Source organism: Arminella tubonensis, assembly GCF_003240585.1.
GTDB lineage: Bacteria > Pseudomonadota > Alphaproteobacteria > Rhizobiales > Rhizobiaceae > Rhizobium > Rhizobium tubonense.
Genome location: NZ_PCDP01000082.1, coordinates 83484 through 105553, shown reverse-complemented (window position 1 = coordinate 105553; position 22070 = coordinate 83484). Strand labels below are relative to the sequence as shown.

The 22070-nt window shown below is 60.2% G+C and carries 18 protein-coding genes and 1 other RNA gene; 9 read left to right on the top strand and 10 right to left on the bottom strand.

All coding sequences use genetic code 11. The features are described from left to right. Positions 1 to 7: 7 nt before the first annotated feature. Entirely contained in the window at positions 8 to 1285 is a 1278-nt protein-coding gene (locus CPY51_RS31625; RefSeq protein ID WP_111164316.1) for an MFS transporter, read from the bottom strand. 161 nt (positions 1286 to 1446) lie between these two features. Between CPY51_RS31625 and CPY51_RS32960 the strand changes: the two genes are divergently transcribed. Beyond that, a complete protein-coding gene (locus CPY51_RS32960; protein WP_195909671.1) occupies positions 1447 to 1608 on the top strand; it encodes a hypothetical protein in 162 nt (53 codons plus the stop codon). On the opposite strand, the gene CPY51_RS31620 is transcribed toward CPY51_RS32960, so the two are convergent. From CPY51_RS31620 to tkt, 9 genes are all read right to left on the bottom strand, one after another. Continuing rightward, positions 1605 to 2522: a PhzF family phenazine biosynthesis protein gene (locus CPY51_RS31620; protein ID WP_111164315.1), complete on the bottom strand. Its 918-nt coding sequence runs from the start codon at positions 2520 to 2522 to the stop codon at positions 1605 to 1607. The two genes, CPY51_RS32960 and CPY51_RS31620, sit on opposite strands and share 4 nt — an antisense overlap. Positions 2523 to 2701: 179 nt before the next feature. Then, complete coding sequence (locus CPY51_RS31615) at positions 2702 to 3094, bottom strand: hypothetical protein (protein WP_111164314.1); 393 nt, start codon at positions 3092 to 3094, stop codon at positions 2702 to 2704. Positions 3095 to 3105: 11 nt separating this feature from the next. Then, positions 3106 to 5253 (bottom strand): S10 family serine carboxypeptidase-like protein, encoded by a 2148-nt coding sequence (locus tag CPY51_RS31610; RefSeq protein ID WP_111164313.1) that lies wholly within the window; start codon positions 5251 to 5253, stop codon positions 3106 to 3108. Between the two features lie 281 nt (positions 5254 to 5534). Next, positions 5535 to 6560, bottom strand: coding sequence for a class I fructose-bisphosphate aldolase (locus tag CPY51_RS31605; protein WP_111164312.1), 1026 nt, complete (start codon positions 6558 to 6560; stop codon positions 5535 to 5537). Positions 6561 to 6751: 191 nt separating this feature from the next. Then, positions 6752 to 7954 (bottom strand): phosphoglycerate kinase, encoded by a 1203-nt coding sequence (locus CPY51_RS31600; protein ID WP_111164311.1) that lies wholly within the window; start codon positions 7952 to 7954, stop codon positions 6752 to 6754. A gap of 73 nt (positions 7955 to 8027) precedes the next feature. Further along, a complete protein-coding gene (locus tag CPY51_RS31595; protein WP_111164310.1) occupies positions 8028 to 9878 on the bottom strand; it encodes a potassium/proton antiporter in 1851 nt (616 codons plus the stop codon). Between the two features lie 356 nt (positions 9879 to 10234). After that, complete coding sequence (locus tag CPY51_RS31590; protein WP_111164309.1) at positions 10235 to 10816, bottom strand: putative glycolipid-binding domain-containing protein; 582 nt, start codon at positions 10814 to 10816, stop codon at positions 10235 to 10237. A 7-nt stretch (positions 10817 to 10823) separates the two neighbouring features. Beyond that, the gene (gap, locus tag CPY51_RS31585; protein WP_111164308.1) at positions 10824 to 11834 is read right to left on the bottom strand and encodes a type I glyceraldehyde-3-phosphate dehydrogenase; all 1011 of its coding nucleotides are present in this window, start codon (positions 11832 to 11834) and stop codon (positions 10824 to 10826) included. 98 nt (positions 11835 to 11932) lie between these two features. After that, positions 11933 to 13909 carry a transketolase gene (gene tkt, locus CPY51_RS31580; protein ID WP_111164307.1) on the bottom strand — a complete coding sequence of 659 codons (1977 nt, stop codon included), beginning with the start codon at positions 13907 to 13909 and terminating at the stop codon, positions 11933 to 11935. Between the two features lie 408 nt (positions 13910 to 14317). Here tkt and CPY51_RS31575 point away from each other — a divergent pair, with 408 nt between their 5' ends. The 8 genes from CPY51_RS31575 to CPY51_RS31540 all read left to right on the top strand — a co-directional run bounded on the left by CPY51_RS31575 (position 14318) and on the right by CPY51_RS31540 (position 21960). Continuing rightward, positions 14318 to 14593 carry a DUF4164 domain-containing protein gene (locus CPY51_RS31575; protein ID WP_111164306.1) on the top strand — a complete coding sequence of 92 codons (276 nt, stop codon included), beginning with the start codon at positions 14318 to 14320 and terminating at the stop codon, positions 14591 to 14593. Between the two features lie 54 nt (positions 14594 to 14647). Further along, entirely contained in the window at positions 14648 to 15025 is a 378-nt protein-coding gene (locus CPY51_RS31570; protein ID WP_111164305.1) for a cell division protein ZapA, read from the top strand. Between the two features lie 76 nt (positions 15026 to 15101). Continuing rightward, positions 15102 to 15260: non-coding RNA, 6S RNA (ssrS, locus tag CPY51_RS31565), on the top strand. 407 nt (positions 15261 to 15667) lie between these two features. Then, the gene (mprF, locus tag CPY51_RS31560) at positions 15668 to 18277 is read left to right on the top strand and encodes a bifunctional lysylphosphatidylglycerol flippase/synthetase MprF (RefSeq protein WP_111164304.1); all 2610 of its coding nucleotides are present in this window, start codon (positions 15668 to 15670) and stop codon (positions 18275 to 18277) included. Further along, a complete protein-coding gene (locus tag CPY51_RS31555) occupies positions 18274 to 19653 on the top strand; it encodes a virulence factor (RefSeq protein WP_111164303.1) in 1380 nt (459 codons plus the stop codon). Before mprF ends, CPY51_RS31555 begins: the two co-directional genes overlap by 4 nt. A gap of 143 nt (positions 19654 to 19796) precedes the next feature. After that, positions 19797 to 20468, top strand: coding sequence for an HAD-IA family hydrolase (locus CPY51_RS31550; protein WP_338049448.1), 672 nt, complete (start codon positions 19797 to 19799; stop codon positions 20466 to 20468). A gap of 76 nt (positions 20469 to 20544) precedes the next feature. Beyond that, positions 20545 to 21132, top strand: a complete 588-nt coding sequence (locus CPY51_RS31545) for a 5-formyltetrahydrofolate cyclo-ligase (protein ID WP_111164302.1) — start codon at positions 20545 to 20547, stop codon at positions 21130 to 21132. Positions 21133 to 21135: 3 nt separating this feature from the next. Next, complete coding sequence (locus tag CPY51_RS31540) at positions 21136 to 21960, top strand: TIGR00282 family metallophosphoesterase (protein ID WP_111164301.1); 825 nt, start codon at positions 21136 to 21138, stop codon at positions 21958 to 21960. Positions 21961 to 22070: the final 110 nt, after the last annotated feature.

Here is a 22070-nt window from a genome sequence, read left to right as displayed (position 1 = left end):
CTCCTCTTCAGCCGAACTTTACAGCCGGGTCCTCTGCCTCGGCAACTGTATCCGTGCGGTTGGCAAGCGACATGCTCTCCGGTGTTATCATCTGGGCATTGGCCGAGGGCATATTGGTATAGGCGTCGCGATCGCCCGCTGGTATTGCGGCGCGGCGTCGACTGCGGAACATGGCGTAGACGGTGATCGTCACATGGGCGAGGGCGGTGACGAAGAACAGCGAGTAAGGGCCAACCGAAGACATAACGGGGCCGCTGAGCGTCGGGCCGATGATCGTCCCGATGCCATAGAGCAATAGCAATCCGCCCGAGACTTTGACGAAGTCCTCGGACGAGGCGAAGTCGTTGGCATGGGCAACGGCGATTGGATAGAGCGTGTTGGCCGCCGCACCATAGATGATCACGAGGGTGATCAGGAAAGCGGGGCTGCTGGGCTGCACGAAAAACAGCAGCAGGCCGTCGATGGCGGCGATACAGGCCATCATCGCCAGTACATAGCGACGGTCGATCCGGTCGGAAAGCCGGCCGGCGGGAAGCTGCATGACGGCGCCGGCAAAGATCGTAGCGCTCATCATGATGGCGATATTGCTGTCCGACAGGCCGGCCCGTGCGCCGAAGACGGCGCCGAGCGTGCCATAGGCCCCGTTGGCGATGCCGACGAGGAGGATGCCGAGGCAGGAGACCGGCGAGTTTCGATAGAGCGCGCGCAGGTCAAGGCTGACGGTCTTGAGGGGTTGCGGCGAGGCGGCATTCGACAGGGTCGTCGGCAGCATGGCGACGCAATAGCAGATGCCGCAGACCATGAAGAGCATCGGCGTATGGATGTCGCCAAAGGGGATCATCATCTGGCCGCCGACGGCGCCAAGCAGGGTGATGCCGATATAGAGCGAGAAGATCGCGCCGCGGCTTTCGTTGGTGGCACGTTCGTTCAGCCAGCTTTCGATGATCATCGATGTGCCGGCCGTGCAGAAACCGGTGACGGCGCGAAGAACCACCCACCAGGTGCTGTCCACGACGAGCCCGGTCAATAGCGCGATGATGGCAATGACGGAAATGAAGCCGGAGAAAGCGCGGACATGGCCGATGCGCCGGACGAGCTTCGGGGCGGTCAGGCAACCAAGGACGAAGCCCGTCGCCCAGGTCGTTCCAAGCAGGCCGAGCGTCGTTGTCTCATAACCTTCGGCGGTGCCGCGGACCGGCAGCAGAAGGCTATGCAACCCATTGCCCATGAACAGGAAGAGCGTGCCGAAGAGCAGGGCAAGGACGGGTAAAAGATTTCTTCTCATTTATGCATTCTCGGCTATGTCGGCTTAAAAATCAGATAAAGCGGCATCGAAACCCGACAAGCATTGCTTGTGTAATCGGGAGCCTTTAACCGCTTCAATAATATGTCTGTTGGCGGGCAAAAATGTCGCCGCTATGACGGCTTCGCAATATAGAGAATCCCATGTCCAAATTGATAGGTCTGCTGCTGATTTTGGCCATGGTAGTGCACGTCATAAAGCCGCTCGGCCTGCCGGGACTGAGGCGGCGAGGCGACTTCTGGAAAATCGCGATTGCAGCATTTGCGATCTGGTCGATCGCACTGGTGTTCCGCGAGGCTTTCTAGAGCTCGATCACCCCGCGCATGACAGGCATGCAGCGCCCTGAGATGGTGACGGAGGCTACCACGCCGGCCGATTTACTGACGTTCACATCGATTATGCTGCGCCTCCCCATCTCGACGCCCTGCTCGATCATGATCCGGGCTTCGATATCGGTCTCAGGCATCAGGGACACCAGATAGGCGCCGAGCGCTGCGGATGCGCTTCCCGTCGCCGGGTCTTCCATGACGTTGTCGAGCGGCGCGAACATGCGGGCGCGGATATGCGAGGGGTTTTCGTGGCTTCGTGAATAAAGGAAGAGCGAGAAGTCGGCCTGTTGCGTGCGGTGGCATGCCAGTGCTTCCGCGAAGACCGCGAGGTTTGGGCGGGCAGATGCGAGAGTTTCGAGCCCATCCACCTCGGCGAAGGCGAACGGCAGTCCGACGGAGGCGAAGACGGGTTCGTGGCTGGAAAGCCGGATGGTGGCCGGATTGATCGAAGCGCAGCGGGCGACGAGCTCGGGGGCTATGGCCCCGCCGACCTGCAAAGGCCGCGGCGCCCTGATGGTGGCGCCGACGATAGCGCCTTGCTCGCTCAGAAGCCGAACCTCTATCAATCCCGCCTTCTCTTCGAAGCGGAGTGTCTCGCCGACTGGCCGGCCGAAGATCTCCTTCTGCTGTCCGATCACGAAAGCGGTTCCGACATTCGGATGACCCGCAAACGGCACCTCCGTCGTTGGTGTGAATATGCGAACACGCGCAGTGTTTTGAGGGTCTTCGGGCGGCAGTACGAAGGTTGTTTCCGAATAATTGAACTCCGCCGCGATCCTCTGCATCGCCTCATCGCCCACACCGCGCGCATCGGGAATGACGGCAAGGGGATTGCCGGCAAAACGGCTAGCCGTGAAGACATCGAGGGTGACGTAGGCGATGGTGCTCATGGGAAACTCCACTGGAGAACTAGCGCCCATTCTCAGCCGCCTGACGCGTCGGATGAAGCCCCAATCTTGTGTCGATGACAATTGCTAGCTGTGCGGAATAGAAAGCCCCGCTGCCAGGCAGCGGGGTTGGCAGTACGGGGATGCGGCGGCAGGTGCTGCCCCACGCCAAAGCGGCAAGGCTAGCGGATAACCTGGACGGCTTTGGCCGCCGTGTTGGCGCGCTGTTGCTTGACGGGCGACCGGGCATCGAAGAAAGCCTGCACCTCGGAGAAGGTGGCAAAGCCATCGCCATCGCGGTCGATCTTGGCGAAACGATCGGCGACAAGCCCCCAGCCTGCATCCTTGGCCTGTCTTGCGGTCAGGATGTTGCTGGATGTGCCGGCGGCCGCCTCGAACTTGGAGCGCAGCTGCTGGTCCATGGCGTCTTGTACGACTTCCGGTGTCATCTTAGTCACGATTGTCCCCGGCGGGTCCTCGGGGGGACGTCCGAGTGTTTCGCCTGATGAAGCCGGGCTGGCGAGGCCGGCGGCGATCAGTAAAACAAGAAGTGATAGTTTGGGTGAGATGATCATGGTGGTTTCCATCAGTTGAAGGTGACAGCGGAGGGCGCGGCGCCGGCTAGTGGCGGCGTTAGGGCTTCCGTGGCGGCAACGCTTTGCGGAGCGTTGAGACCGTCGGCCACCGGTGGCGCCTGATAGAATTCGTCCAGCCTAGCCTTGAGCGGGGCGCGGGACGCTTCGGTCAGATAGGTCATGTGGCCACCATCGAACCATTTGACCGGTACGCGCTCGGTCAGGCCCGCCTCGGCAAGATCGAGTTCGGTCTGGTGGAACGGGGTTACCAGATCCGTATAGCCGCCGACTATGGTAACCTTGAGCCCGTTGCCATCGCGGATGGCGGTCTGCAAATCGACGATGCTGCTTTTCCAGTATTTTACCGAAGGGTCACGCTGGTACATCCACGCGATACTGATGCCCTTTGTTATCGTCTTGTATTCGGTCACGGAGGTGTAATTCGCGAAGTCGGCGAGATGCGGCGTGATCGCGTTGCAGAAGGCGGTGTCCTCGTAGAAGCTCATATCGTAAGGGATTTTCCTGTCCCCATCCCCCGGCGCGGACATGCGAGTATCGTAGATATTGACAGCTTTTCCAGGCAGGAAGTTCAATATGAAATCACGCGTCCCAACATTCGGTGTAGCGGATAGAAAATCCGTGCTGATCCCCGTCCATGCCGACAGATCCTTCACGAAAGCCGCACCAATGTCTGTTGGCACAAAGGCGGTCCATCCGGTGTCGGCCGGTGCTTCCTTCGTTTTCAATAGAAATTGCACGACAGAGTCTATACCACCAGCATTGTTCAGGAGCTTGAGCGACGAGACTAGCTGGGCGGCCTCTTCGGGCAGTTCCGATTCGGGGTAAAGAACCGCTGCTGCGAATGCCCTCGCGCCTCCATACAAATCGGTGTTCTTGGGAAACATTGGAAAATATACGTCATATTCGTGGTTGATGAATGTTCTAATGGCGTCCAGAAACGCTGGAACGGAACGGTTGCCGCGTTGGGATTTGCCGTAGTGATCAACCGTCATCGCGTATGTCGGCAAAATTCCGTTGCACGAAACGTCAAAGCTCATGGCGCATGAACTCTGGTAATTCAGTATCGGCGAATGAAGAACGAGGCCGGAGAGGACTATCGGCGGTTTTCCAGAAGGGTCGGGCTCATAATTGGCCGTTCCCGCCGCCTCCAGCTTGGCTGCCATGATCGGCACGCGGATGCCGCTGTAGGATTCGCCATAAATGTATTTTGGTGAGCTCTGGCGATTGTAGTAGTTTATGAAGCGGGTAATGAAATCGTTGTTGACTTCGGCGTCGCGATCCATGTCCCAGAAATCGGTGTTGGTGTGCGGCAGGATAGCTTCGGACAGGCTGGTGCCGGGAGGATTGACAAAGACGAGGTCTGACTGGTCAAGCAAAGTCTCGTCATTGTCGATCAGCGGAAAGCTTTCCGGACGCGTAGCCCTGAATTCCGGTGGGATGTTTGGGGCGTCAGTTTTAAGCCGCTTTGGTGCCCACGAGCCAAGCTGCAGCCAGATCGCGGCCGAGCCTGGGCCGCCATTAAAGAAGAAGGTTACCGGCCGCTTGTCCTTCGGCAGACCATCTCGCGCATAATATGTGTAAAAAATCGCGGCTTCCGCGTCCTTCTTGTTGGAATCCTTGGGGTCCTTCGGTGCATAGGCGATCAAATGTCCGGCCCGAGTGATGAAATTCACATCCTTGCCGCCGATCTTCATCATCTGGCGCTTGGACGAGGGCGTCTCGTCAACCGTTTCGAGTGCAAGGCCGGCAGCAGCGGTACTGAGGTAGGCGGTCTTGTCGTCAACCTTGTGATCCTCCGGCGCCAGCAAGGGGAAGGCCTCGTCCTCCAACCCGGCATCGGCGAGTACGGCGCCGGCGCGCGTGATAAGGCCCTGAGCTTTGAGGACCTCAGCCGTCTGCCGCGCTATTGCTGCCGCGTCGGGCTTTGCCGGTTCGGGAGTTTGGACGGATACGGTATCTGCCGGAGATCGATCAGCATACCATGGCGTAGTCGAAACAGGTGAGGTGGCCGAAACTACACTGGCCTGAGGCGCAGTGTCGAAGGTACCTGAAGACTGAACTTGCGGACTTGTCGAACTAGAGTCGTCGCATGCCGAAAGCAAAAGCAGCAACGGAAGGGAAAAACGTTTCCAATTCATTAGTATATCCTTTTCTAAAAAGTACTAATACGAAAAGTTGCTTAAATATATTGCGCGTCATATTTCTGACACCTTCGGTTGTGACGTCAAGCTAAATTTTAATCAATGTTGTTGCATGCGTAAATTTTAGCACTGGCAAGGTGCCTTGCCAAAGAACGAGATCAGCTTTGCATGCGAAAAGTCCCGACCAAATAGAAACGGCCCCCGAAAGTTGGCAACGCAACTTTCGGGGGCCGTTCAAAGGCGATTGGGCTTGATGTCTCGCTAAAAGTGAGCCTTGATCAGGCCGCCTTTTCCAGCTCCTTCTTCCAGCTTCCCTTCGCGGCAAGGCTGTTCATTTCGGCGCGGTGAGAAAATTCGCGCTGGCCGGCGGCAACGTTTTCCTTTTTGCCGTTCCAGGCCTTGAGCGCGCTGTCCTGCAGGGCGCGGCCATAGGAGAAGGTGACATGCCACGGCAGGTCGTAGCCCGAGTTGATGGCGGAGAGATGCGCCGTCGCCTCTTCGGTCGACTGGCCGCCGGACAGGAAGGCGATGCCCGGGACGGCAGACGGAACCGTCTCCTTGAGCACCTTCACGGTGCGCTCGGCAACCTGTTCGACGGATGCCTTGCGAAGCTTCTTGCCGTCGATGACCATGCTCGGCTTCAGGATCATTCCTTCGAGGTTGATCCGTTCTTCGTTGAGCGCTTCGAAGATGATCTGCAGCGTCCAGCGGGTCACTTCCTCGCTGCGGGCTAGGTCCTGTGTGCCGGGTACACCGTCCATCAGGACTTCGGGCTCGACGATCGGGACGATTTTCGCTTCCTGGCAGAGCGCCGCATAGCGGGCAAGCGCATGTGCATTGGCTTTGATGGAGCCATAGGATGGCAGCGTGTCGGAGATGGCGATCACGCCGCGCCATTTGGCGAAACGGGCGCCTGCATCGTAATATTTGGCCAGGCGATCGGCGAGGCCGTCGAGGCCTTCTGTGACTGTCTCGCCGGGGAAGAGAGCCATCGGCTTGGCGCCGAGGTCGACCTTGATGCCCGGGATGCCGCCGGCGGCGCGGATGACGTCGACGAACGGCGTGCCGTCGGCTGCCTTCTGAAACAGCGTTTCATCATAGAGGATCACGCCAGAGATGTACTTCTTCATGGCGTCCTCGGACCGGAAGAGCATCTCGCGATAGTCGCGGCGGCTTTCCTCGGTGGAGACGAGATTGATCGCGTCGAAACGCTTCTTGATGGTAGCGGTGGATTCGTCGGCAGCGAGGAGGCCCTTGCCGCCCGAAACCATCTTTATGGCAATATCTTCAATTCGTTCGCTCATCTTCGTTCTCCAGCTCTTTTCAGTCCGCGACGGGTGTATCAGTCGGCGATAACAGAAGTTTGTACAGAGGAAAATGCCAGGCTAAATAATTGAAACGATTGAATTGATTTCAACCGATTGAAAGTTGAGATCGCATTTTACTACCGGCGGGGAAGCTGCGAAAGCTTTTCCGCCGCGAGATCACGAAAGCGCTATTTCTGCGCAGTCAGGACGGCAACACCCGGAAGCACCTTGCCTTCCATCCATTCGAGGAAGGCACCGCCGGCCGTCGAGACATAGGTGAAGTCATCGACGACGCCTGCGTGGTTCAGCGCCGATACCGTGTCGCCGCCGCCGGCGACCGATGTCAGCTTGCCGGCCCTAGTGCATTCGGCGGCATGCCTTGCGGCTGCCACGGTCGCGGCGTCGAACGGTGCGATCTCGAAGGCGCCGAGCGGGCCGTTCCAGACCAGTGTCGATGCGCGGGAAATCCAGGACTTCACGGCCTCGACCGATTTCGGACCGACATCGAGGACCATCGCGTCGGAGGGAATAGCGTCGATCGCCACGACTTCGTTGGCGGCCCCGGCCTTGAATTCGCGGGCAACGACACCGTCTTCCGGCAGCACTATAGCGCAGCCCGCAGTCGCGGCCTCGATCATGATCTGTCGGGCAGTATCGGCAAGATCGTGCTCGCAGAGCGACTTGCCGACGTCGGCACCCCGGGCGGCGATGAAGGTGTTTGCCATGCCGCCGCCGATCACCAGGGCGTCGACTTTCTTTACCAGGTTCATCAGCAGGTCGATCTTGCTCGACACCTTGGCGCCGCCAACGATGGCGACAACCGGGCGGACGGGATTGCCGAGGCCTTTTTCGAGTGCCTCAAGCTCGGCCTGCATGGTGCGGCCGGCATAGGCCGGCAGGTGATGCGCAAGGCCCTCGGTCGAAGCGTGGGCGCGGTGGGCGGCGGAAAAGGCGTCGTTGACGTAGATATCGCCGTTTGCGGCCAGGGCCTTGGTGAAGTCCGGGTCGTTCTTTTCCTCGCCCTTGTGAAACCGGGTGTTTTCGAGAAGTAGAATATCGCCGTTCTTCATCTTGGCGACGGCGTCGCTTGCCTGCGGGCCGATGCAATCAGCGGCGAAAAGCACGGCGTGGTCGAGCACTTCCTCCACCGTCGGCACGATCAGCGACAGCGACATGTCGGGCGAGGGACCATCCTTCGGACGACCGAAATGCGCAAGCAGGATGACCTTGGCACCCTTCTTCGACAATTCGAGAATGGTCGGTGCGACGCGCTCGATACGGGTTGCGTCGGTGACCTTACCGTCCTTCACCGGGACATTGAGGTCGACGCGCACGAGCACGCGCTTGCCTGCGATATCGGAAAGATCGTCGATGGTCTTGAAGGCTGGCATTTGTCATATCCGGGGTTGTTATGCGTACGAGTTTGGGCCGACCATACTACGGATGCGATGATACGCAAGGCGTTCATGCCTCGTTTTCGCCTGTATTCGAATCGTTTGAAATCTGCTTGGCCGGCTGCTTGCCGCGCTTGCGAACGAAGTCGCGGAGGCGGTCGACGATCTCGTGCATATTGATGAAGATGGGGAAATTCATCGCCGGTTCCACGGCTTCGAGCGACATGCCGACCGAGCGGATATGATCCGTCTCGTCGAGGTCGCGAACGATCAGGATAAGGGAACCGAGGCGTACGCGGTCGGCATAGTCCGCCTTGCCGCCGAGGCGCTGCTTCATCAATTCGGCGATGGTTAGCGTCCTCTCCTGCTCGTTCAAAAGGCCCGGGCCGTAGGCCGCGTCGAGGTCGGCTGCCGGGCGCAGCGGCGAGATCGTGAACGACCCGAAGAAGTCGGTGTCTTCAGGATCGACTGGCGCGCGGCTGGCGAAGAGCCGGTCGAGCAGGCGTGAATAGCTTGGAGCGATGAAGAGGTAGACGAGGTCGTTTTCGCGTAGACGGCCGGCATATTGGTAGCGCATCGACTTTCCGTCGCGCACCACCAGCGACGGCATGGCCCAGCGCGGTATCCGCTCGCCGCGCAGCACGGGGCTGTCCTTGACGACGCGATAGGAGAGCAGTTCGTGGTGGGCGGCGCCCGGCAGGTCGATCTCGACTTTCTGCACGGCGCCAATCCGCGGCGGAGTGATCAGGCCGAGCTTCTTGGCGACCGGCTTGATGGTCCATCCCTGGACCAGCAGCGAGACCAGCACGACGATGAAGGCGACGTTGAAATAGGTCTGGGCATGATCAAGGTTGCCGAGGATCGGCATGATGGCGAGAAGGATGGAGACAGCGCCACGTAACCCGACCCAGGCGACGAAGCCGGTCTCGCGCTGGATATAGTCGAACGGCAGCAGACAGAGCCAGACGGCGATCGGGCGGGCGACGAAGATCAGGAACAGGGCCAGAAGCACGGCCGGGATTGCGATCGCCGGAAATTGCGAAGGCGTGGCAAGCAGACCAAGCACCAGGAACATGACGATCTGGGCAAGCCAGGTCATGCCGTCCTGGAAGCGCTTGATGGTGGCCGATGCCGGCATTTTCTTGTTGCCGGCGTAGATGCCGGCGACATAGACGGCAAGGAAGCCGCTGCCGCCGACGGCGCCGGTGAACGAGAAGACCAGGAGCGCGAGCGCCAGAACGAAGATCGGGGTCAGGCCGCGATCCGTCTCCAGCCGTCCTGCGACCAGCACGATCATCATGCCGCCGAGCAGGCCGAGGATGACGCCGAGCCCCATCTGCTGAACGAACATCGCCAGCATGGCGAGATTGATGCCGCCATAGCCTTCGCCGCTGCCGATGGTCTCGACGAGCGCGATGGTGAGGAAGATCGCCATCGGGTCGTTGGTGCCGGATTCGACTTCCAGCGTCGAGCGCACCTTGTCGCGGATGTTGATGCCGCCGATGCGCAGCAGGAAGAAGACGGCGGCCGCGTCGGTCGAGGCGACGATGGAGCCGAGCAGCAGACCTTCGAGCCAGGTGAAGCCGAGGAGAAAGGAGGCGGCAAGGCCGCAGAGGGAAGCGGTCATCAGCACGCCGGCGGAGGCAAGCGTCAACGATGGGATGGCAGCAATCTTGAAGGACTGGAGCGAAGTTCCATAGCCGCTATCAAACAGGATGACGGCAAGGGCGATCGAGCCGAGAATATAGGCGAGATAATTGTTGCTGAACTCGATGCCAAGTCCGTCCGTGCCGGCGATCAGGCCGATCAACAGGAAGAGCAGCAGCAAGGGGGCGCCGAAGCGAAACGCAAGAAGGCTGGAAAACGCGGCGATCAGGACCAGAACCGTCGAGACCAAGACCACGATGTAGAATGCTTCCACCGACCGTTCCCCTTCTTACCGCATGTGACCGGAGCTCTGACGACACCTAGATGCCTGCAGCTGTCCGGATTTCTCCTGTCGCGCGCTTCCCCCTGACAAGACATCGAGCCGTGCTGAAAGGCCCGGCCATGAACTTAGACCGAGCGTGCAGGTCCAATGCCCGCCTGTCAAACTTCAACTTGGCGCAGTGTCGGTTTGCCGAAGCGGCAACAGGGGTCGGAGCGAGGTTGGGAGATGTCCAACGATTAAAAATTTAGAGATCGATCTGGACCAGAGAAGGGCGAAATGTGGCGTAAATCAAGGAGATCGGAAAATATGTCCGGTCAGAAACAACGTTTCGGATTGTGACGGTTAGCTTACAGCGCCAGACGCTGGAAAAGGCCGGGATAGTCGAGAACCAAGCCATCTTCATCGACAGGCAGATCGGCGGTGAAAGACCGCTCCTCGGCTTCGTAGCGATACAGTGCGTCTTGCTTGAGACAGCTGTAGCGCTGGGCGTCGCGTGTCGGCTCGAATGTGTCGAACGGGATGTAGAGCATGTTCAGCTTGGCCGCGGCAGAACCGGGCGTCAGGTCTAGTCGGCGGATCGGCAAGCTGTTGGTGAATGGAGTGCCAGCCAGGTCGATATCGATGCAGCCATCGAAATCAGGCAGGGGCCTGCCGTCAGCATGCCGCCAATGCCCATTGCCATCGGACCATAGCGCGACGGTTCGGCCGTCGGTGGTCTCGACGGAAAAGAACAGCACCTCCCAATGGGGAGAACAGTCGATGCGATAGCTTACGCCGTAGGGCGTTCCGCCCCGGTCGCCTATAATAGTGCCACCGGCGCGGATTATGGCGCCGGCGGAAGTTTCGACAGGACGAATCGTCAGATGTTCCAGTCCTTCTCCATCGAACGGACGCCAGCGGGCGTTCGTTTGTCGGAGAGAGCGGAACATGCGGGCTTCAGATGAGCTTGGCGAAGGCGACCGAGGTGTCGGCCATGCGGTTCGAGAAGCCCCATTCATTGTCGTACCAGGACAGGACGCGCACGAACTTGCCTTCCAGGACCTTCGTCTGGTCGGTCGCGAAGATCGAGGAGTGGCTGTCGTGATTGAAGTCGCGGGAAACCAGCGGCTCGTCGGTATAGCCGAGAATGCCCTTGAGCTTGCCATTGGAGGCAGCCTTGATAGCCTCGTTGACTTCCTGGATGGTCGTGTCGCGCTTGGCGACGAACTTGAAGTCGACGACGGAGACGTTCGGGGTCGGCACGCGGATCGAGGTGCCGTCGAGCTTGCCCTTCAGTTCCGGCAGTACGAGACCGACAGCCTTGGCAGCACCCGTCGAAGTCGGGATCATCGAGAGCGCCGCGGCGCGGGCGCGATAGAGATCCTTGTGCATTGTGTCGAGCGTCGGCTGGTCACCCGTGTAGGAGTGAATGGTGGTCATGAAACCGTGGTCGATGCCGATGGCATCGTTCAGGACCTTGACGACGGGAACCAGGCAGTTCGTCGTGCAGGAAGCGTTGGAGATGACCAGGTGTTCCCTAGTCAGCTGGTCATGGTTGACGCCGAAGACGACGGTGAGGTCGGCGCCATCGGCAGGTGCCGAGATGACCACGCGCTTGGCGCCGGCGGTCAGGTGCAGGGCGGCCTTGTCACGCGAGGTGAAGATGCCGGTGCATTCGAGCGCGATATCGACGCCATATACTCCGTGCGGCAGGGCTGCGGGGTCCTTGACGGCGGTGACCTTGATCGGCTTGCCGTTGCCGACGATGATCGTATCACCCTCGACCTTAACTTCGGACGGGAAGCGGCCGTGGATGCTGTCGTAGCGAAGCAGATGGGCGTTGGTCTCGACCGGGCCGAGGTCGTTGATCGCCACGACTTCGATGTCGGTGCGGCCGGATTCGACGATGGCACGGAGGACGTTGCGGCCGATGCGGCCGAAGCCGTTGATGGCTACTTTAACAGTCATTGAGTTCTCTCCCAATCAGGCAGGGCTTTGTTTTTCGGTGAAACGGAGGACGCGGCAGGCGCCCTCCCAATTTCGTAATAAGGCCGCGTTGTTCGCAATCAGGCCAGTTTGGCTTCGGCAGCGGCGACGATGGCATCCGCCGTGATGCCGAAATGCTTGAAGACGTCCTTGGCCTGGCCGGAAGCGCCGAAGCTCTTCATGCCGACAAAGGCGCCTTCCGGTCCGATGAAGGCATCCCAGCCTTCGCGAACAGCAGCTTCGGCGGCGATCTTGACCGGCGAGTTGCCAAGGATTTCCTTGCGGTAGGCATCTGGCTGCTCGAAGAAGAGCTCGGTGCAGGGAACGGAGACGACGCGGACGGAAATGCCCTTGCCTTCCAGCGTTGTGCGTGCCGCGAGGGCGATTTCGACTTCGGAACCAGATGCAAAGACCGTCACCTTGGCATCGGCATTGCCGGCCAGCGTGTAGGCGCCGAGTTCGCAAAGGTTCTTTTCGCTATACTCGGTACGGGCTGGGGCAAGGTTCTGGCGGGTCAGGGCAAGAGCCGACGGACGGTTGCGGGTCTTGATGGCGATCTGCCAGCATTCCGCGGTCTCGGTAGCATCAGCCGGGCGGAATACCATCAGATTCGGGACGGCGCGCAGGCCGGCCAGCTGCTCGACGGGCTGGTGGGTCGGGCCGTCTTCGCCGACGCCGATCGAGTCATGTGTCAGGACGTGGATGACGCGAATGCCCATCAGCGAAGCGAGGCGGATCGGCGGACGGCAATAGTCCGAGAAGATCATGAAGCCACCGCCGTAGGGGATCAGGCCGCCGTGCAGCGAGATGCCGTTCATGGCGGAGGCCATGCCATGTTCGCGAATGCCCCAGTGCATGTAGCGGCCGGCGAAATCCGTCGGCGTGATCGAGTGCATCTGGCTGGTCTTGGTGTTGTTCGACGGCGTCAGGTCGGCAGACCCACCCAGCGTTTCGGGCAGGAAGCCGTTGATGACTTCGAGCGCGTCCTCGGAAGCCTTGCGGGTTGCGACCGTCGGCTTGGTTTCGGCGAGCTTCTTCTTGTAGTCGCTGATGGCGGCGTCGAAGCCTTCCGGCAGATCGCCAGCAAAACGACGGCTGAATTCGGCCTTTGCGGAAGCCGTGGCAAGACCGTCTTCCCAAGCCTTGATTGTGTCAGCCGAACGCGTGCCGGCTGCGCGCCAGGCGTCGAGAACGTCGGACGGGATGACGAAGGGTTCGTATTCCCAGTTCAGCGCCTTGCGGGTCTCGGCGATTTCCTCGGCGCCGAGCGGCGAGCCATGGACCTTATGCGTGCCCTGCTTGTGCGGTGCGCCGAAGCCGATGATCGTCTTGCAGGCGATGAAGGTCGGACGGTCGGACTTGTGGGCGGCTTCAATCGCGTCGGCGATGGCGGCCTGATCGTGGCCGTCGACCTCGATGGTGTTCCAGTGAACCGCCTTGAAGCGGGCGACCTGGTCAGTCGAGTCCGACAGCGAGATGGCGCCGTCGATGGTGATCGAGTTGTTGTCCCAGAAGAGGATCAGCTTGTTCAGCTTCAGGTGGCCAGCAAGGGCGATCGCCTCATGGCTGATGCCTTCCATCAGGCAGCCGTCGCCGCAGACCGCATAGGTATGGTGGTCCTGCAGATCAGCGCCGAACTCCTCGCGCAGCTTGCGCTCGGCGATCGCCATGCCGACGGCGTTGGCAATGCCCTGGCCGAGCGGGCCGGTCGTCGTTTCAATGCCCGTTGCGTGGCCGTATTCCGGGTGGCCGGCGGTCTTCGAGCCGAGTTGGCGGAACTGCTTCAGGTCTTCGATCGTCATATCCGGATAGCCGGTCAGATAGAGCAACGAATAGAGCAGCATGGAGCCGTGGCCGGCCGAGAGCACGAAGCGGTCGCGGTTCGGCCAATGCGGCTTCTTCGAATCGAACCTCAGATACTTGGTGAACAGGACCGTCGCTACGTCGGCCATGCCCATCGGCATGCCCGGATGACCGGAATTGGCCTTTTCGACTGCATCCATGGCAAGGAAACGGATCGCATTTGCCATCCGGTCGTGTTGTTCGCGAGAGGTCATGGGGTTTTTCCGCAGGGTTCCGGGTTCAGGGGATGGTCGCAAGCGTGGGAGGTAAGGACCATCGGTTTGAAAGGCCACCCCTGAATTGGGCGGGTCCGAAAAACCGCCAGTTCCAGGTTGGCCCCAGGTGGCTGAGACATAGCATTTGATACGAGCAAGTCAATAAATCCAAAGCCGGTTCCGGTAGGGTGCGACGTTTTTCGACATTTGACCGCGGCGGTATACAAAAGACGACTTTGGCAAAAATGAGCGACGAAGCCGTAAAAAGCTGGGGGTTCATCCACAGAATAGCGCCTGTTGGACGTCATTGCCTTTATTGACGCACACTTCCCGAGTTGAATATTGTTACAAATCAGACAAGTGGCCGAATGTGGTGATTCGGAATCTTGGCGCTAAGGACCGAAAGACATGATGCCCACAGGCAAGACGGTGGATGCGGCGCTCGACGGGCTTCGCCAGGCAATAGCCGCACTTGATAATGCGGTCGACATGCGTTTCGAGCGCGAGCGTGAACGAGGCGAGATGGACGGAGAAGTCCGCAGGATCCATACGGACCGCTCGCGACTTGCTCAGGAACTGGACCAGGCGGAGTTTCGGGCCAACCGGCTCGAGGAAGTCAATCGCGAGGTCTCGCGCCGGCTGGTGACAGCGATGGAAACGATCAGAGCCGTGCTGGACCGCTAACCACCCGACTTCGGACGGCGTGCGGGAACAGCAGGGTAGGAAGCGAAGAGTCGGATGGCACAGGTAACGGTAACGATCGACGGCAAGGCCTATCGCATGGCCTGCGAGGAGGGGCAGGAAGATCATCTGACCGATCTCGCGACGCGCTTCGACCGCTATGTCAGCCACCTGAAGGATCAGTTCGGCGAGATCGGCGATCTCAGGGTCACGGTCATGGCCGGCATCATGATCACCGACGAGGTGGCGGAACTGACGCGGCGGGTCAGCGGTCTCGAGTCCGAACTCGAGACGTTGCGTAGCAATCGCGATACGGTGCTTGCCTCAAACGCGAGGACGGAGGAGAGCCTGGCGACGGTGCTTAATGAAGTCACGACCAACATCCGCGGCATTGCGGAGAAACTCGTGGCCCGGCCCGGCGCCGAAACGAACTAGCCGCGGCTACATTTATTTCTCTGCGCGAAGCCGTGTGGCACTGGTGTGTCGTCCAAAATCGCCCTATATGTCTGCTTGCGGTCTACGCTTCCCGACAGGAACCACAATCCCTGGGGCCATACTCGATCCAAAGGGAGCTGTCCCTGACTAGGCTCGTGGGCTTGGTCACACGGCGCCCACCTACGTTTGTAGGCACCCAGGATCGTAAAAATCCACCGGTCGTCGTGGATCGCACTTTTCCCTTTTTTTAGATTTCCGGGTCCCGATCTAGTCGCTTGCTCGCATGAGCAGCGGCCAATCGTGATTGTGCCGGGCACTTCTTCCGAATCTCACACATTTGGACTAGGCCAGAAATAGCTGCTACAGCGCAGCGACCAACGTCGACGCGAGGCGCGGCGGCCGATGAATTGTGTGTGGATAAGCCCAGATCGATCATAAATGACAATTTCCTTTTGCAAATAACGGATTCATTGCTGCGGGAGCGAGATCTGCGCCAAAATTGCCCGAATTGAGAACGATTGGAGCGCTCAACACTGGAGCCTCGCGAAATGTATGCAGGCAGTCATGAGAAATATAGATGTTGGCTGTACTGCACATCCGATGAACGGAGCTGGCCAAAAGCCAATTCAAAACAGGTAGTTTATGTCGAGCCAAATCGATCTGGAAGACGCCGATGAGGAACTGGTCGAGCACGGTTGGCTGGGCGGAATTTTGCGCAGATACAAGACGCAGCTCCTGGCGCTCGGCAGTGTCATCGTCTTCGGTCTCGTCGCTTTGGCGATCTTTCACCTGACGACCGAAGTGCGCTACGACGACGTCGTCCTCGCGCTCAGCGAGACGAAGTATAGTTCCATCCTGCTTGCGCTCCTGTTCACGGGCTTAAGCTTTTTCGCGCTGGTATTCTATGATGTCAACGCGCTGGAATTCATCGACAAGAAGCTGCCGTTTCCGCATGTGGCGCTGACTGCTTTCAGCGCTTATGCCGTGGGCAATACCGCCGGCTTCGGTGCACTCAGCGCCGGCGCGATCCGCTACCGTGCCTATTCCCGCCTGGGGCTGACCCCGGAAGACATCACCCGCGTCATCGCCTTCGTCACGCTCTCCTTCGGCCTTGGTCTTGCCGCGGTCGGTTCGATCGCCCTCCTGGTTATTGCAGACGAGATGGGACCGCTGATCGGTATCGACGGTATCTGGCTGCGGCTGATGGCGGGGGTGATCCTTTCGATCCTCGCCGTGCTGTTGTTCATGGGTCGCGGCGGACGGGAAATCGCCATCGGCTCGTTTTCGCTGCGACTGCCGGATTCGCGCACATGGTCGCGGCAGTTCCTGGTGACGGCCTTCGATATTGCGGCGTCGGCATCGGTTCTCTACGTCCTGCTGCCGGATTCATCGATCGGCTGGCCTGGCTTCCTGGCAGTCTATGCCATTGCCGTTGGGCTCGGCGTGCTCAGCCACGTTCCGGCGGGGCTCGGCGTCTTCGAAACGGTCATTATTGCCTGGCTCGGCAATGCCGTGAATGTCGATGCCGTGCTCGGCTCGCTGGTACTTTATCGCGTCATCTACCATGTCATACCGCTGGTGATCGCCATTCTCGCAGTAGCGGCGACAGAATTGCGCCGTTTCGTCGATCATCCGGCTGCATCGAGCGTCAGGCGCATCGGCGGCCGGCTGATGCCGCAACTGCTGTCGACCTTTGCGCTGCTCCTTGGCGTGATGCTGATCTTTTCGAGCGTTACGCCGACGCCGGACTCCAATCTCGAATTTCTCTCCGACTACGTGCCGCTGTCGATCATCGAAAGCGCGCATTTCCTGTCCAGCCTGCTCGGCCTCGTCATGGTCGTCGCTGCCCGCGGTCTTGGTCAGCGTCTCGACGGCGCCTGGTGGGTGCTGGTCTGCTCGGCACTGCTTGCGCTGACGCTTTCGCTGCTGAAGGCGATCGCGGTGGTCGAAGCGGCGTTCCTGCTGTTCCTGATCTTCGGGCTGGTCGTCAGCCGCCGGCTGTTCAATCGCCCGGCCTCGCTGTTCAACCAGGCACTGACAACGGGCTGGCTGACTGCGATCGCCGTGATCTGCATCTGCGCAGTCGTCATTCTGTTCTTCGTCTATCGCGACGTCGAATACAGCAATCAGCTCTGGTGGCAGTTCGAGTTCGCCGACGAGGCGCCGCGCGGGCTCCGCGCCGTTCTCGGGATCTCCATTCTTTCGGCCGCGATCGCGACGTTCAGCCTGCTGCGTCCGGCCACCGCCCGGCTGGCGCCGGCCTCGGATGATGCAATAGAGCGCGCAGTCGCCATCGTCGAGAAGCATGGAGTGGCCGACGCCAATCTGGTCAGGATGCGCGACAAGAGCATCATGTTTTCCGAAAGGGGCGATGCTTTCATCATGTATGGCAAGCGCGGTCGTTCCTGGATCGCTCTGTTCGACCCGATCGGTCCGCGCTACGCCTTGCCCGATCTCGTCTGGCGCTTCGTCGAAACGGCCCGAGCCGCCGGCTGCCGCGCCGTGTTCTACCAGATATCTCCCGCGATGCTGCCATCCTGCGCCGATGCGGGGCTTCGGGCTTTCAAACTCGGCGAGCTCGCGGTCGTCAACCTGTCCCAATTCGAGCTCAAGGGCGGCAAGTGGGCCAATCTTCGACAGACCGCCAGCCGCGCCGTGCGCGACGGACTGGAATTCGCAGTGATCGAGCCCAAGGATGTTGCGTCCGTCATTGACGAGCTCGCGGCGGTTTCCGAAAGCTGGCTCGACGATCACAATGCGAAGGAAAAAGGGTTTTCGCTCGGTGCCTTCGATCCGGACTATGTTTTGTCACAACCAGTCGGCGTCTTGAAGAAGGACGGCAAGATCGTTGCCTTTGCGAACATCCTGGTGACCGAGACCCACGAGGAAGGCTCCGTCGATCTGATGCGCTTCTCGCCCGATGCGCCGAAGGGCGCGATGGACTTCCTGTTCGTGCAGATCCTCGACCATCTTAGGAATGCCGGATTTCAGCGCTTTAACCTCGGCATGGCGCCGCTTTCGGGGATGTCGAAGCGAGAATCTGCCCCGGTCTGGGATCGGGTCGGCGGAACGGTCTTCGAGCACGGCGAACGTTTTTACAATTTTAAGGGGCTAAGAGCCTTCAAAGCAAAGTTTCACCCCGATTGGCACCCGCGTTACCTCGCGGTGTCGGGCGGGGTCAGTCCGATGATAGCGCTGATGGACGCGACGTTCCTAATCGGCGGCGGACTTAGAGGAGTCGTCAGGAAATGATCTTGAAATACGCAATGTCCCTCGTTCTCGCGGTTGTCGCGGCAACCGGTATCGCAAGGGCGGACGAGGACAATAGCAAATACGAGCTTGGCATGATCCCCGCGCCGCACATCATGCGGCCAGCGGGAAAGATCACCAGCGAAATCGTGCTCATTTCCGACGGCGCGGGCTGGGGTGACAAGGAAAACACCGTCGCGCAGAAGCTTGTTGCAGACGGTTCGCTGGTCATCGGCATCGATTTTCCATCCCTGCTGGCGTCGTTGAATAAGTATGACGTCAGCCAGAACGACGGCTGCATCTACACGATCTCGGATATCGAGTCGCTCAGCCAGCAGATCCAGCGGTCACTTGCCGACAGCACCTACCAATTGCCCATCATCGCCGGTGTCGGCGAGGGTGGGGCCATGGCGCTTGCGATCGCGGCGCAGACGCCGGATGCGACGGTCGCCGGCACATTGGCGGTCGATCCGGTCGTCGGCCTGGCGTTGACCCAGGAACTCTGCACGCCGGCCGAGCAGAAGAAGGTGGGAGACCGCGTTGTCCTCGGTCTCCAGGACGGCAGCCTGCCCAATCCGATCGTCGCTACCTTTACCGCCAATGCTCCGAAAGACGGCCGCGCGCATGTCGAAGCGATCCAGAAGGATCATTCAGACATCGAGATCAACGATTCCGACGACGATGCCTACACGACGCTCGGCGATGGATTGACGGAACTGATCAAGACGCTCGACAGCGAGAAATCACCGCTCGGCCTGCCTATCGACGTCATGAGCGCGAAGCCGACCGAAGATACGCTGGCAATCATCTATTCCGGCGACGGCGGCTGGCGCGACATAGACAAGGAAGTCGGCAGCTATCTGCAGGACGAGGGCATCCCCGTAGTCGGCGTCGACACGCTCCATTATTTCTGGTCGGAGCGGAAGCCGCAGGAAACCGCTGATGACCTCGGCCGCATCATCGATTTCTATACCAAGAAATTCAAGGTCCAGCACGTCGTGCTCGTCGGCTATTCCTTCGGCGCGGACGTTCTGCCGGCCAGCTACAACATGCTGAAGCCGAAGCAGCGGGACAAGGTCGTGCAGATGTCGCTTCTGTCGCTGTCTCGCAAGGTCGACTATGTCATTTCGGTCATGGGCTGGCTCGGCGCGTCGAGCGAAGGCAAGGGCGGCGATCCCATCAGCGACCTCAAGTCGATCAACCCGAAGATCGTGCAATGCGTCTACGGCAAGGACGACGATGAAGACGTGGCTTGCCCCTTGCTGAACGGAACCGGCGCGGAAGTGATCGCCATGGAGGGCGGCCATCACTTCGACGACGACTACGAGACGCTGGCAAAGAAGATCATCGCGGGCGTGAAGAGCCGGCTCAACGAGTAATCCGGAGCGGCACGGCCGGCCCCGTCCCACGGGAAGTGCGGCAGCAATCATTTGCTTCTTGGTCCCGCGGACGTTACTCGGAGTGCAACTACTGCGAGTCGCTCCGTGAGGATCGATCATCGCGAAACCGAAAGGGAACATCCTTGTCAGCCGCACCATCCTCAACCTTCGATAAAAGCTATTCCGCCTTCCTGTTCGACATGGACGGAACGATCATCAATTCGATCGCCTCGGCGGAGCGCATCTGGGGTGATTGGGCACGGCGCCAGGGTCTCGACGTCGAGAAGTTCATGCCGACGATGCACGGCGCGCGCGGCATCGACACCATCCGCAATCTCAATCTGCCTGGCGTCGATCCAGCGGCGGAATCCGCTCTGATCGAGAAGGCCGAGATTGCCGATGTCGACGGCGTAGTGCCGATTTCCGGCGCCATCGACTTCCTGGCCTCGCTGCCGCCGGAGCGGTGGGCGATCGTGACGTCGTCGCCTATAGCGCTTGCCAAGGCGCGGCTAGCGGCTGCCGGCATTCCGTTCCCCCGCTTCATCGTCACCGCCGAGGACGTCAAGGTCGGCAAGCCCAATCCGCAATGCTACATTCTGGGTGCGGAGCGCCTCGGTGTCAGCCCGTCCGAATGCCTTGTATTCGAGGATGTGCCCGCCGGTATCAAGGCTGGCGAGGCAGCCGGTGCCGACATCATGGTGATCACCGCGACGCACGGGCATCCGGTCGAAACGCCGCATTCGACGATTTCCAATTACGACGGGCTCCACGCCCACATCTCAGACGATGGAAAGCTGTCGGTGGTGCGGGGCTAGGTTGTCGGCGAGATCAGCACCTGCCCGAAGCGCCGCTTTATGCTTCCACACCTCGACCTGAACCCGTGAAAGCCTCATGACACCAAGAGAACTGAAGGCGGAACTTCGCAATGAGCGTCTGGCACGGCGTGACGCGATCTCGTTGGAAGATCGGATCGTCAAGAGTCTTGCCATGGCAGAGAGTGGTGGCGAGAGGATCGTGTTCAAGCCGGGCAGCATCATTTCCGGTTTTCTGCCGATCCGTTCGGAGGCCGATATCAGGCCGCTGATGGATCGGTTGCGGCGGCGTGGCGCGCGGCTTTGCGTGCCGGTCATTCTCGACAAGCAGACGATCGCGTTTCGCGAATTTTCGGCCGAGACGCCGCTGGTTTCCACCGGCTTTGGAACGCTTGGGCCGGGACCGGAGGCGGCGGTGCTTGACCCCGACATCATGCTGGTGCCGCTCTCGGCGTTTGACCGCACCGGCCATCGGATCGGCTATGGAGCAGGACATTACGACCGCGCGATCGATCGTTTGTGGCAGAAAGGGCTGGACCCGCAACTGATCGGCATTGCTTTCGATTGCCAAGAAGTGCCATCAGTACCCGCCGAACCGCACGACGTCCGCCTGGACGCGATCCTGACGGAAAGCGGCTACAGCATCTTTTCGCCGGAGATTGGATAGGGAATGAGACTGCTATTTCTGGGTGACATGGTCGGCAAGACGGGACGCGTGGCGGTCTGGGATCGCCTGCCGGGACTGGTCTCAGACCTGAAGCTCGATTTTGTCATCGTCAACGGCGAAAATGCCGCCGGGGGCTTTGGCATCACCGAAGACATCTTTCTCGAGACCATCAACGCCGGCGCCGACGTCGTCACGACGGGAAATCACGTCTGGGACCAGAAGGAAGCGGTGTCCTTCTGCGAGCGGCAGGACCAGTTCCTGCGCCCGGCAAACTATCCGGCGGGCACGCCCGGCCGGGGGTCGGGGCTCTACTACGCCCGCAACGGCGCGCGCGTGCTGGTTGCCAACATCATGGGCCGGGTGTTCATGCATCCGGAACTAGACGATCCGTTCAAGACCGCCGAGGCGATCCTTGCGGCCGCGCCGCTGAAGGAACAGGCGGACGCCATCATCTTCGATTTCCACGCCGAGGCCACCAGCGAAAAGCAGTGCTTCGGCCACTTCGTCGACGGTCGTGCCAGCTTCGTGGTCGGCACCCATACGCATGTTCCCACGGCCGATGCGCAGATTCTCAACGGCGGCACCGCCTATATGTCCGACGCAGGCATGTGCGGCGACTACGACAGTTCGCTTGGCATGGACAAGGAGGAGCCCCTCAACCGCTTCATCTCCAAGATGCCGAAGGGGCGTTTCGAGGCAGCCTCCGGGCCCGCGACGATCTGCGGCGTCGGCGTCGAGATTTCCGACGCGACTGGCCTTGCCGAGAAGATCGCGCCGCTGCGGATCGGACCGCGGCTGGCCGAGACGATCCCGGAATTCTGGCGCTAACGAATTCCATCTGCCGACCTGGTCCATTGTACTGCAATGACAGGATTGTGAGCATGTCAGGACGATTGCGTCTGGACCTGTTTCCGCTCCTGCCGCATCTTTGCTTCGTC

Excerpts from the sequence above, each read along its gene's own strand:
- CPY51_RS31600 (WP_111164311.1), bottom strand. The coding sequence starts at position 7,954 with ATGCCAGCCTTCAAGACCATCGACGATCTTTCCGATATCGCAGGCAAG.
- CPY51_RS31545 (WP_111164302.1), top strand. The coding sequence starts at position 20,545 with ATGACACCAAGAGAACTGAAGGCGGAACTTCGCAATGAGCGTCTGGCA.
- CPY51_RS31615 (WP_111164314.1), bottom strand. The coding sequence starts at position 3,094 with ATGATCATCTCACCCAAACTATCACTTCTTGTTTTACTGATCGCCGCC.
- CPY51_RS31610 (WP_111164313.1), bottom strand. The coding sequence starts at position 5,253 with ATGAATTGGAAACGTTTTTCCCTTCCGTTGCTGCTTTTGCTTTCGGCA.
- CPY51_RS32960 (WP_195909671.1), top strand. The coding sequence starts at position 1,447 with ATGTCCAAATTGATAGGTCTGCTGCTGATTTTGGCCATGGTAGTGCAC.
- CPY51_RS31625 (WP_111164316.1), bottom strand. The coding sequence starts at position 1,285 with ATGAGAAGAAATCTTTTACCCGTCCTTGCCCTGCTCTTCGGCACGCTC.
- CPY51_RS31605 (WP_111164312.1), bottom strand. The coding sequence starts at position 6,560 with ATGAGCGAACGAATTGAAGATATTGCCATAAAGATGGTTTCGGGCGGC.
- CPY51_RS31540 (WP_111164301.1), top strand. The coding sequence starts at position 21,136 with ATGAGACTGCTATTTCTGGGTGACATGGTCGGCAAGACGGGACGCGTG.
- CPY51_RS31590 (WP_111164309.1), bottom strand. The coding sequence starts at position 10,816 with ATGTTCCGCTCTCTCCGACAAACGAACGCCCGCTGGCGTCCGTTCGAT.
- CPY51_RS31555 (WP_111164303.1), top strand. The coding sequence starts at position 18,274 with ATGATCTTGAAATACGCAATGTCCCTCGTTCTCGCGGTTGTCGCGGCA.
- gap (WP_111164308.1), bottom strand. The coding sequence starts at position 11,834 with ATGACTGTTAAAGTAGCCATCAACGGCTTCGGCCGCATCGGCCGCAAC.
- mprF (WP_111164304.1), top strand. The coding sequence starts at position 15,668 with ATGTCGAGCCAAATCGATCTGGAAGACGCCGATGAGGAACTGGTCGAG.
- CPY51_RS31570 (WP_111164305.1), top strand. The coding sequence starts at position 14,648 with ATGGCACAGGTAACGGTAACGATCGACGGCAAGGCCTATCGCATGGCC.
- CPY51_RS31620 (WP_111164315.1), bottom strand. The coding sequence starts at position 2,522 with ATGAGCACCATCGCCTACGTCACCCTCGATGTCTTCACGGCTAGCCGT.
- tkt (WP_111164307.1), bottom strand. The coding sequence starts at position 13,909 with ATGACCTCTCGCGAACAACACGACCGGATGGCAAATGCGATCCGTTTC.
- CPY51_RS31575 (WP_111164306.1), top strand. The coding sequence starts at position 14,318 with ATGATGCCCACAGGCAAGACGGTGGATGCGGCGCTCGACGGGCTTCGC.